An 11,308-nucleotide genomic window follows, 5' to 3' on the forward strand; every position below is an offset into this window, starting at 1 on the left:
GCACGGCGCGGGTGGCCGGGGCCGCGGGCGTCGCGCGGGGGTGCCCCGGGGGGTTCGGTGCTCCGCTTGGCGCGGCCCGGGGGCGGGGCTGGACCCCGGGGCCGAGGGGCGGGGGCGGGGCGCCGGGCCGTGCCCGGCGTCCCGGCGCGGCGGGGTGCGGCGCGGGCGCCCGGCAGGAGGGGGGGGCGGGGGGCCGGCGGGCGGGGCGCGCTGGTTCTGCCGGGCGGAGGCGCTGGAGCTCGCCGAGCGGGACGGACGGGTCCGGGCCGGCGTCAACACCCTGTGCATGGAGTACGGGGTGCGGGACCGGGCCCTGGTGGAGTGCAGCGGCGGATCGTATCCGCAGGTGGTGCTGCTGGAGCGGCGCGCGGGTGCCGGCTACCGGGTCGTGTCCCGGCAGGAGCCGCCGGACGGGGCGGGGTACGCGCAGTGGACGGAGAGCCACTTCGGTCTGTTCGCCGAGCGCGGGGCCCAGGACCCGATGTCGTCCGCGGGCTTGGAGGCAGCGGCCCGCACCCACTTCGGCCTCTCGAAGGACGCCCCGATCAGCCCTTGCTGAAGCCGCCCTCCGGCACCGCGTCCGACGGACGGCCAGGCTATGGCGAGATCACCGTCAGGTGATCGACGTGATTGCCTTCAAGTACCGCGACCGGCTGCCCGGGGATGGATCTGCCCGCAGAGTCAGGTCGTCGATCAATCTGTTCAGGCGGTCCAGGCCCAGCGAGATCTCCTCGGGTGAGAGCACGCTGAAAGACAAGCGGATCTGCTGTAGGCCCCCGGATCCCGCGTAAAAGTGGTGCATCGGGGTCCACAGGACGCCGAACTTCGAGGCTGAATATTCGAGTACTTCGTCGTCCGCACGGAACGGCAGCGACAGGACGACGAACATCCCGCCCCGCGGGGCGTTCCAGGAGACCGCGCCATGATGAGGCTGTGCCGACCCGAAGCGACTCTCCAGGCCCTCCAAGACGGCTCGGAGGTTGCGCCGGTAGACATCGACCTCGCGCACGGTGGCACGCTCAAGGCTGCATTGGTTCTCGACGAGGTATCCGCCGATGACGGCCTGAGCCACAGTCGAAGTGTTGAGCGTGACCATGCTCTTCAATTTCGCCAGCTGATCGGCGAGCAGGCTCTCGCGCCGGTCGTCATCGACGACCAGCTGATCTGCGATCACATAGCCGACACGGGCCCCTGCGAACACGGTCTTTGCGAACGAGCCCAGATAGATGACCCTGCTGTCTGTATCCATGGATTTCAATGTGGGTGGTTTAGTACCACCGAGCTGGAATAACGAGTAAGGGTTGTCCTCCAACACCAGCAGGTCCTCGCGCGCAGCCAGCTCCAGGAGCGCAGCCCTGTCGGCAACTGTCATGCTCACGCCGCTGGGATTCGCGAAGTCAGGGACGACGTAGCAGGCTCGCGGCCGCAGTCCCTCGGCTCGGGCGGCGTGAATTTGCCGCTGCAGGTCCGCCAGGTCAATGCCGCTCGCGCCCTCGTTGACCGCACGCACCGGCATGCCGACAACCCGGGCCGCGCCGATGAATCCGACATACGACGGCGTCGCGGCGAGGACCACGTCGCGGGTATCGCGGTGGAGCGCGCGCAGGACCAGGACCATGGCCTCCTGACAGCCTGTGGTCACGACAACGGACTCGGGATCCACGGTCAGGCCTTCGTCCAGCTGCAGGTGGCTGGCGATCAAGTCGTGAATGAGGCCCTTCGTCCGGCCGTACTGGAAGAAGGTCCGGCGCACCTGTGCCGGTGTCAGCGTGCGCTTCCCTGCGAGGTGCTTCTCGAATGCCGACAGATACCGCGGCAGGTCATCGAGATCATAGAAACCCTCATAGGGGCGACCTGCTGCGAACGAAACCGCGTCGGGGAAGCGGCCCGCGATCTCGTTCAGCAACGTCATCGAGGTCAGCGCCGGGTCATCGACGGACTCGTGCAGATCAGACATTGATATGCGCACCCGCGACTCAGCGGCCGTGCCCAGGGGCTGCTTCGGGTCCGCCGAACCGTCGCCAGAAACGTCCAGGACAGCAAATGGTGCTTCTTTGTACATCTTCCTTCACCATCTCACTTGATTCCGAATCGAACGTGTCCGAACCTGTGCCGGCCAAAGGGATCAACGGCGGGTCACCTCGAGGGGCTGAGCGAGCCCCAGGTGCGAGAGGGGGTGGAGTGCGCACAGTTCGGCGACCTCTGCCCTGACGCGGGCCCGAATGGCGTCGTCCAGGTGCCACTCGCAGGTGCCGGTTGCCTGTACGGACGACAAGACGCGGTCGACGAGGGCTGCGCACCGGCGGATGGCGTCGCCCTCCATGCTCCGGGCGGCCAGGATGTTGGTGCCCAGCCGTAGACCGCTGGTGACTCCGGGTCCGTGCGGGTCGTCGGGGATCTTGTTCTTGTTCACGATGATTCCGCAGGACTCGAGCGCCTGCTCGGCGATGACGCCGGTCAAGCCCCTGCGGCTGACATCGATGAGCACCATGTGGTTGTCCGTGCCGCCGGTGAGGACGTGGTAGCCCGCGGCAGACAGCGCCGCGGCCAGGGTGGCGGCTCCGTTGAGGACGCGCCCGGCCAGCTCCCTGAACCCGGGCTCAGCCGCCAGCGCCAGAGCCCGGCCCTTGGCTGCGATCGCCTGGAGCTGCGGGGTGCCCTGGAGAAAGGGGAAGACCGCGCTCTGGAAGGTTTCGGCGAAGGTCTTGCGAGAGCCGGGTACCGGCATGTCGGCGTCCTTGCCCATCAGGATGAGGCCGCCACGAGGTCCGTAGAGCTGCTTGTACGTGCTGGTCGTGGTCACATGGGCGATGTCGATGGGGCTCGGGTGCAGTCCGGCTGCCACCAGGCCGGAGATATGGGAGATGTCGGCGAGCAGGACAGCTCCCACCTCGTCCGCCACCGCACGGAAGCGGGCGAAGTCGATCGTGCGGGGATACGCGCTCGCCCCGCAGACGATCAGCTTCGGCCGGTGCTCCTTGGCGAGACGCTCGACCTCAGCGAAATCGATCAGCCCCGACGCGTCGGTGCCGTACCCCACCGAGGTGAAGTAGCGCCCGGAGACCGAGGCGCGGGAACCGTGGGTGAGGTGGCCGCCCGCGCTCAGTTCCATCCCGAGCAGCACATCGCCGGGACCGAGGAGGCTGAAGAGGACGGCCTGGTTGGCCGTACTGCCCGAGTGCGGCTGGACGTTGGCGTACTGGGCACCGAAGGCGGTCTTGGCCCGTCGCACCGTCAGCCGCTCCACCTCGTCCACCACCTCGCAGCCCGCGTGGAACCGGGCGCCGGGATATCCCTCGGTCGTGACATTGCCGAGAACCGTGCCCTCGCAGGCGGCCACGGAAGGGGGCGCGACACTGGAGGCTGCGATCATGGCGAGCGTCTCGGACTGGCGCCGGTGCTCACGATCCAGCAGGGCGTACAACTCGGGGTCCTGGTCGTGCAATTGACGCACACCGAGCTGCGCGTAGGAGGCCAGAGGGCTGGAAGGCATGATGGTCATCGGCTTTCTACGCGTTCTGGAGGCCGGTGAGGGCCGGTTCTTCGGGGCCTTCGGCCATCAGATGCAGCGCGGACAGCACATACCGCAGCAGCTTTTCGGCCGTCCCCACGCCGTACTTGGCCTCGTCGACCGTGATCTCCAGGAGGTGGCCGACGCCCCGCGGGTCGTTGATCACCTCGACGCGGACAGGGAAGCTGGAGGTGTCGCGCAGGTCCTCGTCGGCGGTGATCAGCCCGGTGTCCAGGAGCCGGTCGCGGGCGTGGAAGTGCACGTAGTTGAAGACGGTGGTGAAGGGCGTACCGCCGAGCAGGGAGCGCACTTCGGCGTCGGGGAACCGGCGGTGGGCCAGCAGCGCGCTCTCCGTCTCGAAGGCGCGCCGGGCCGCGGTGTGCCAGGACACTCCGGTCACGTCCAGGCGGAAGGGCAGGGTGTTCAGGAACAGCCCGAGCGTCAGCTCGCTGCCCACCCGCTCCGTCCGGCCGCTCACGGTCAGCCCGATCGTGACCGAGGAGCTCTCGGCCAGGGCCGCCTGCGCCGTGCAATTCGCCGCCAGCAGCAGGCTCTTGACCGGAATACCCCAGTCGGCGCTGAGCCGGTGGATCCGCTCGATGTCCGCTGCCGGTATCTGGGCGCTGATCTTCTTCAACGGGTCGCCCGAGCCGTCGCCCCGCTCCGGCAGTACCGCCCCCGTGTCGGTGCCCAGGCTCTCGAAGTAGCGCTGTGATTCCTCGTCGCGCAGGGCCGCGCGTTCCAGGCGTACGTACTCCTCCGCAGGTGCGGGCTCGGCGAGTCCGAGTGTCTCGCCGCGCAGCAGGGCCGCGTACATGCGGATCAGCTCGCTGCTGAGGACCGACTCGCTCCAGCCGTCGAGCGCGGCGTGGTGGAAGGCGTAGGAGAGCTGGAAACGCGAGTCGCCGGTGACCGCGGCGTGCACGCGCCAGAGGGGGGTTTGCTCGGGGTCGAAGGGCGCCAGTAGATCCCGCATGGTCTTCTCGTACTGCTCGGCTTCGGTGGCCTCGTCCAGACCGGACCGGTCCACTGTCTCCAGCGGTACGGCGACGTCCCGCTCGACCACCTGCATGGCCTCACTGAAGGTCGTGAGGTCGAAGCGGGAGCGCAGTACCGGGTGGCGGCGGGCGATGCGGTCGAGTGCCTGCCGCAGTACGGACGTGTCGAGGGGGAGGGTGACCGTACGGGACACGGCGTCGATGTAGAGATTGCCGCCGCTGAGCAAGTTCTCGTAGATCAGGCCGAGTTGGAGACGGGTCGCGGGATGGACCGCCTCGGCGTCCGCGGGGATCAGGGCCCGGTCCGCCGGAGAGAGCAGGTCGTCGCCGCAGTCCTCCTCCTCGGGATCGGCCGGCCCGGCGGAGGAGGCACAAGTGCCCCGCGGGGTGGGGTTCTTGAACAGGTCCAGGAGGCTCAGGCGCAGGCCCTGTTCCTTGGCCGCGCCGATGACCTGTACCGCGAGGAGCGAGTCCCCGCCCAGGGAGAAGAAGTCGTCGTCGGGGCCGACATGGGGGGCGCCGAGGACCTCTTCCCAGATGCGGGCCAGTGTGTTCTCGTCGGTCGGCCGCCCCTGCTGGGCCGGCCCCTCGGTGATGGTCTCGCTCATGTGTCTGCTGACCTTTCGTGGTGTCGTGGCATCCGGGCCGGCGTCACAGCCGGCCGAGTTCGGCCGCGGTGACCGTCCGGAGGCCGGGCCGGCCGGGGAAGGCAAAGGTGAACCGCAGCCGCGACTCCACTTCCTCGAAAACCGCGGCGAGTTCCTTCAGGCCGGTGGTCTCACCGATGACGACATCGAGGTCCTGGGTCTGCACGCCGCCCGCCAGCTGGGCGCCCCGTCTGGCGTACGGGCGGTGCAAGGTCACCTCGGGCAGCGCGCGGATCTCGTCGCTGCCCGTCACCTCGACCAGTTCGCACGCGTCGCGGGGCGCGGGGTGCGTGATCTGGTAGACGACCCGGTCGGCCGGGAGCGCGGGCACGGTGACGCGTTCGCCGAGGGCGATCCGGCCGGCCAACTCGATCAGGTTCCTGCCGATGGCCCGGCCGGCGAGCTCGTTGATACCGCCGCCCAGCCGCCCGTTGACCTCGATGAACCGGGGCCCGTCGGGGGTGAGTTTGGCCTCGGTGTGCGTCAGACCGGTGGTGATGCCCAGCGCCGCCACGGCACGCCGGGCCAGGGTGAAGACCTGCTCGGTCTCCTCGGGATCCAGCGGCGAGGGCCAGAACCTTCCGGTCTCGCGAAAGGGCGGCACCATGGGGAACTTGCCGGTGACGGCGATATCGGCGATTTCGCCGTCCTGCACGAGCTGTTCGATCGAGACGTAGTCCCCGAACGGCGCGCAGTCCCGCCCCACCAGGTACTCCTCCAGCACCAGGGCCCCGTCCGGGTCGTACCCGGGGGTGCCGGTTGACAGCAGGCGCTCGACGGTGCGCAGCCCCGCCGCCTCGTCGTCGATGAGGAAGGTGTTGCGGCTGGCGCCTCCGAAGGCGGGTTTGAGCACCGCGGGCAGCCGTACGTGGGCGACGGCGTCCGCCCAGTCGGCGACGGAGTCCACGCGATGGAAACGTACGGAGTCGACCCCGGCCGCGCGCAGCGCGCTGCGCTGCTTCCACTTGTCCGTCAGCATCGAGGTGGTGGCCGGGCTGTGCTGGGTCAGTCCCAGCCGGTCCGCCAGTTCACCGGTGAGCCGCAGGGCCTTCTCACTGAAGGTCACGATGCCGCCCGGGTCGTGGCCCTGTAACTCCTGCACCGCCTGGTCGAGCGAGTCGATCCATACGAGGGGGGCGAACTGCTCCAGCAGCGGCGCCATGTGCCGTGTGTGGTCGTTGCGCTCGGCGGCGAAGACCCAGGTCGCCCAGTCGCCCAGGCCCACCGCGATGTCGCCGGGTTGGGCGGCACCGAAGTCGTACACCACGATCAGTGGTTTCACCGGGACACCTCTCGTGCGTGGTTGCCGTCCAGGGCGCCGTGGATCAACCCGGTCAGGGTCGGCAGGTCGTCCCGGTAGTAGAAGTGGCCGCCGGGCAGGGTGCGGGTGGTGAGAGCAGCCGTGGTCCACTCGCCCCAGGCGTCCAGGTGATTGCCGGTCACCCAGATGTCGTCGACGCCGCCGACGGCCAGCACCGGGCAGCGGACCGGACGGTTCTCGGGGATGTGCCGGGCGAGCATCAGGTAGTCGGCCCGCAGGACCGGCACGATCAGATCCAGCAAGTCGGGGTCCTCGATCAGCCGGGGGTCGTAGTCGCCGTACCGGGTGATCTCCTTGATCCACTCTTCGTCCGTCATGACGAGGACCTGGTCGGCGTCCAGGCGTGCCGCGGACGGTGGCCGTGCCGCGGAGGCGACCAGCAGTTCGACCGGGCGTCCGGCGTCCGCCAGACGCAGGGCCAGGGTGTGACCGAGGACCCCGCCGAGGCTGTGGCCGACCAGGACCACGGGGCCGGTGGAGTGTTCCAGGACCGCATCCGCGGCCTCGTCGGCGAGGGCGGTGATGCTCGTCGCCTGTGGCTCCGCGGCGCGTGGTCCGCGCCCGGGGTACTGGAGCACCAGAGCGGCCTCGTCCTCGCGCAGCAGGAGCCGGGGCCAGTTGCCCATGGCGTACGCGCTGCCGCCGGCGAAGGGGGCCAGGACGTAGACGCGGGTCTCCTCGAAAGAGCCGTAGCGCCACAGCGCGGGAGTGGGTTCGGTGCGCTTCACGAGGCGCCGTCGACCACGGACTTTGGGCGGATGTCGGTCCACACCCGCGCGATGTGGGCCAGGCACTCATCCCTGGACCCGGCGAATCCGGTGGCCTCCCAGCCGTTCGGCAGGGCCTTGGCCTCGGGCCAGACCGAGTACTGGGCTTCGGCGTTCACCACGACGGCGTGGGTCATCGGGCCATCTCCTTCGAGTCGGACGATTTCGAGTCGGACGATTCGGATACGGGAACCGTGGTGCGCAGCGCCGTGGCATAGGCGTCCACCAGCGCGTGCATCCGGGGCGCGGTGAAGACCTCACCGCTGAAGCGCCACAGGATCGTCAGCCGGCCGTCGACGATGCTGGGGTAGATCTCGATCGGGAACGGGCGGGGCATGTCCGCGGGCCGGTCGTCGCCCGAGATGTCGATCCGGACATCGCCGAGTGGGCCCGGGGCGCCGCCCGTACCGGCGCCCGCCGCCCCGTCCGCGTGCAGATAGGCGGGCTCGCCCCAGTAGTTGAAGAGCACCTGGGGGACCGGGACGGCGGCGAGCCGGGCGCGCGTCCCGGGGTCGGGGTGGAGGTGGCGCAGCAGGTCGTGATCGAGGCCACGGCCCGGTATGTCCCTGATCAGGCCGGCCACGGCTTGCGCCTGTCCGGCGTCGGCGGGGTCGGCGAGCATCGGCAGGGCGAAGGGATAGGCGGTGTTGAAGAAGCCGACCGTGCGGCTGAGATCGACGTCGTCGAACAGATCCTCCCGGCCGTGTCCGCCGAGCTGGACCTGCAGGGTGCCTCCGTCGACACCGAGCCAGTTCTTGAACCCGGTGCCGAGGGCGGCCAACAGGCCTTCGTACACGGTCAGTCCGGCGCCGGTCGACGCGTCGGTGAACCGACGGGTCCAATCCCGGTCGAAGACGAACGTGATCTCCTGGGTGTTTCCCTCGACGCCCTGCGGCTCGGTGTCCGCCACCGGCACACACGCGTCCCAGTCGCGGGTCAGCCAGTAGTCCGCGTTCAGTCGCTCCGGCCGTTCGCGTACGAGTTCAGCGAGGCGGCGGGCCCATTCGGTGTAGGAGGTGCCAACCGGATCCAGCGACCCGGCGTCGCCGTCGCGCAGGATCGCCGAGAGCTCCTCGGTGATCACGTTCCAGGAGTAGAGGTCCACCACCGTGTGGTGGACGATCATGACCAGCCGGTCCTCCAGACCGTCCGCGAGCCGGAACAGCCCGGCGCGGCAGACCGGTCCGGTACGCAGATCGAGGGCCGCGTGGAGTGCGGTCGCCGAGTCGTGGATCCGGCCCTCCACCTCGCTCGCCGCCACCTCCCGCAGGTCGAACTCGGTGACGGGCGGGGCCTCTTCGCCGATCATCTGGGTCGAATCGGCGCCCGCCACGTTGATCCGGGCTCGCAGCATGGGGTGCCGCTCGGCCAGCAGACGCACGGCTCGTGCGGCCTGCTCGGTGGTCACCGAACCGCGCACGGCGTAGAGCACACCGTGGTTCCAGTAGTCCGGGCGCGGCACCTCGCGTGCGAAGAAGGCCAGTTGGGCCGGGGTGAGCGGGGCGGACCCGCGGTCGGCCTCCGATGAAGGGGATACGGCGGCGGGCCGGCCGGCCTCGGCCGTGCGCCATCGGGCGACCCTCGCCAGCGCCTCGACGGTGCGGTGCTCCAGCAGGTGCCGGGGACGCAACTCGACGCCGCGGCGGCCGGCCGCCTGGGTGATTCGGATACCGGTGATGGAATCGCCGCCGAGCGAGAAGAAGTCGTCCGTGACGCCGACGCGTTCGAGCCGCAGACAGCTCGCCCACAGCTCGCACAGCACGGCTTCGAGAGGGGTGCGCGGCGCGGTGTACGCGATGGTGTCCACGCTGCGTTCGGCGGCGAGTGCGCGCAGCGCCTTGCGGTCCACCTTGCCGTTTCGGTTGCGCGGCAGTTCGCCGAGCAGCAGCACCTCGTTGGGGACCATGTAGGCGGGCAGCCGGCCGGCGACGGATTCCTTGACCGCGGCGACAGTCGGAGCGCCGCCGGGCTGCGTGGTGACGAAGGCGACGAGCCTTTCCAAGCCGTCGTCCTTGAGCAGTTCGACGACACCGCGCGCCACCTCGGGATGGCTCTCGACGGCGTGCTCGATCTCGCCGAGTTCCACCCGGCGGCCCCGAAGCTTGATCTGGTTGTCGGCCCGGCCGAGCAGTTCGACACTGCCGTCCGCCCGCCACCGGCCGAGGTCACCGGTCCGGTACATGCGCCGGCCGGGCTCGGGGGCGAACGGGTCGGGCACAAACGCCGCGGCGGTCAGTGCGGGCTGCCCGATGTAGCCGCGGCCCACGCTCTCGCCGCCGATGTGGACCTGCCCGACGACACCCGGTGGCAAGGGCTGAAGATCAGTGTCCAGAACATGGACGCGGACGTTGGGCAGCACCTTTCCGATGGAGGTGTACATCCCCTCGTGGGCGGTGACCGGCCCACCCGTACTGTCGTCGGCCACCTCCGCGGGGCCGTAGGCGTTGAGCAGTTCCACCCCGGACATGACGGTGTGCCAGCGCCGGGCCAGTTCGCCGCTGAGCGGCTCACCCGTGGCGATCATGCGCGGCAGGGTCGCGCGAACGGCCGCCGCGGAGCCGGGCTCGTCCTCGAAGTGACTGAGGAGGACGGCGATGAAGGTGGGGACCAGAGCGAGGCAGCCGAAGCGGTGGCCGACCGCCATCGAGGCGAGCGCCGCGGGGTCGCGCACCACGTCATCGGGGACCACACAGATCGTCGAGCCCGCGGTGAGGCCCGCGAACATCTGCCAGATGGACAGGTCGAAGGTGAGAGGCGCGGTCTGCGGGACCTCCACGCCGGGGCGCAGGCCGTAGTCCGGTACCCGGGTCGCGAGCAGGTTGAGGAACGAGTGGTGCTCCACACCGGCGCCTTTGGGCGTGCCCGTCGAGCCCGAGGTGAAGATGACGTAGGCGAGATCGGCGGGCGCGGCCGGGGGACCGAGCAGCTTGCGGATCGTCTCGGGGGCGTACGTCCCGGCGGCCGACTCGGCCTCCTCGCGCAGGTTCTCGGGGCTCAGCCGGGTCGCGTCCGGATTCTGCGGCACCTCCACCTCGTCCCCCGTCACTACGACGCGGGCGCCGCTCAGCAGCCGGTCGCGGCGTTCGGCGGGCATCTCGGGGTCCACCGGTACATACGCGCCGCCGGCGAACAGGACCCCGACGGCCATGACGAGGAACCAGGCGCTGCGCGGTGCGACCAGTGCCACCTGGCTCTCGCGGGTGACTCCCGCGCTCCTCAGCCGTAGCGCGACGGCCGTGGCGTCCGAGCACAGCCGGCGGTAGGTGAACGACTCGTCGCCGTCGTGGACGGCGATCTCGTCCGGACGTGACTCGGCCTGGGCGAGCAGCAGTTCGCGGTATGGTGTGCCGCTCTTCAGTTCCGCCGTCTCGTTGAAGGCGACCAGTACCCGGTGGCGGGTGGCGTCGTCGAGACCGCTGATGTCCGCGAGGCGGCGATCCGGGTCGGCCAGGCCCTGCTCCAGCACCGTGGCCACACCGGACGCCAGCGCCCGGAGCCGTGCGGTGGGCAGCAGCGAGGAGGTCACCGTGATCTCCTCGGCGTCGATGCCGAGGGACACGGTCTCGTCGCCGTCCTGCTGGGCAGAGGTCCCTGGGCGAACTCCGATGCTGAGCGCCAGGTCCCCTTCCCGCAGGTCCTTGAGGGTGACCTCGTCGACGGCGCCGTGGGGGAGGGTCTCGGCGACCGCGGACCGGACGCTGCCCAGCCACTCGCGGAAGGTCGCCCCGGGCTTCGGCCGAAGGTGTACGGGATGGCCGTGGCCCAGGGGAGCACCGGCCAGCAGGGTGACCGCGCCGTCGGCGCCGAACCGGCGCAGCACGAGGGCGGCGGCAGCCGCGGCGGCGGTCCAGTACAGCAGGGGTTCGCCGCCGGTGATCCGGGTCAGGTGGGCGCGGGTGGCGGGTGCGAGGGCCGCCCGGGCGGTTCCTGGACCGCCGGGGAGGGGGTCGTGCGAGCTGCCCAGGGCTTCCGCCGTGGCGAGCGCTCCCTCGCGTAGCCCGTCCCGGCGCTGCAGCCAGAACTCGCGAGAGGCGAGGCTGGTCGAATCGGTGGTGGTGTCCACG

Annotated in this window: 8 protein-coding genes; 1 reads left to right on the forward strand and 7 read right to left on the reverse strand. The window is 70.3% G+C overall.

Translation table 11 applies throughout. The features are described from left to right. Positions 1-559, forward strand: a 559-nt coding sequence (locus HLK59_RS26850) for a hypothetical protein (protein WP_346779821.1), incomplete at its 5' end; no start/stop codon positions are given. A 54-nt stretch (positions 560-613) separates the two neighbouring features. Here HLK59_RS26850 and HLK59_RS26855 read toward each other — a convergent pair. From HLK59_RS26855 to HLK59_RS26885, 7 genes are all read right to left on the reverse strand, one after another. After that, the gene (locus HLK59_RS26855) at positions 614-2,062 is read right to left on the reverse strand and encodes a PLP-dependent aminotransferase family protein (RefSeq protein ID WP_171144095.1); all 1,449 of its coding nucleotides are present in this window, start codon (positions 2,060-2,062) and stop codon (positions 614-616) included. 63 nt (positions 2,063-2,125) lie between these two features. After that, positions 2,126-3,493, reverse strand: coding sequence for a serine hydroxymethyltransferase (gene glyA / locus HLK59_RS26860; protein WP_171144096.1), 1,368 nt, complete (start codon positions 3,491-3,493; stop codon positions 2,126-2,128). A 16-nt stretch (positions 3,494-3,509) separates the two neighbouring features. After that, positions 3,510-5,117, reverse strand: a complete 1,608-nt coding sequence (locus tag HLK59_RS26865) for a condensation domain-containing protein (protein WP_240982661.1) — start codon at positions 5,115-5,117, stop codon at positions 3,510-3,512. Positions 5,118-5,160: 43 nt separating this feature from the next. Further along, positions 5,161-6,438, reverse strand: coding sequence for an ATP-grasp domain-containing protein (locus HLK59_RS26870; RefSeq protein ID WP_171144097.1), 1,278 nt, complete (start codon positions 6,436-6,438; stop codon positions 5,161-5,163). Next, entirely contained in the window at positions 6,435-7,205 is a 771-nt protein-coding gene (locus tag HLK59_RS26875; protein WP_171144098.1) for an alpha/beta fold hydrolase, read from the reverse strand. The genes HLK59_RS26870 and HLK59_RS26875 overlap by 4 nt, the downstream gene beginning before the upstream one ends. Further along, complete coding sequence (locus HLK59_RS26880; RefSeq protein WP_171144099.1) at positions 7,202-7,381, reverse strand: MbtH family NRPS accessory protein; 180 nt, start codon at positions 7,379-7,381, stop codon at positions 7,202-7,204. The genes HLK59_RS26875 and HLK59_RS26880 overlap by 4 nt, the downstream gene beginning before the upstream one ends. Beyond that, a complete protein-coding gene (locus HLK59_RS26885) occupies positions 7,378-11,307 on the reverse strand; it encodes a non-ribosomal peptide synthetase (RefSeq protein ID WP_171144100.1) in 3,930 nt (1,309 codons plus the stop codon). The genes HLK59_RS26880 and HLK59_RS26885 overlap by 4 nt, the downstream gene beginning before the upstream one ends. Position 11,308: the final 1 nt, after the last annotated feature.

The organism is Streptomyces sp. S3(2020) (genome assembly GCF_013044505.1).
Lineage (GTDB): Bacteria > Actinomycetota > Actinomycetes > Streptomycetales > Streptomycetaceae > Streptomyces.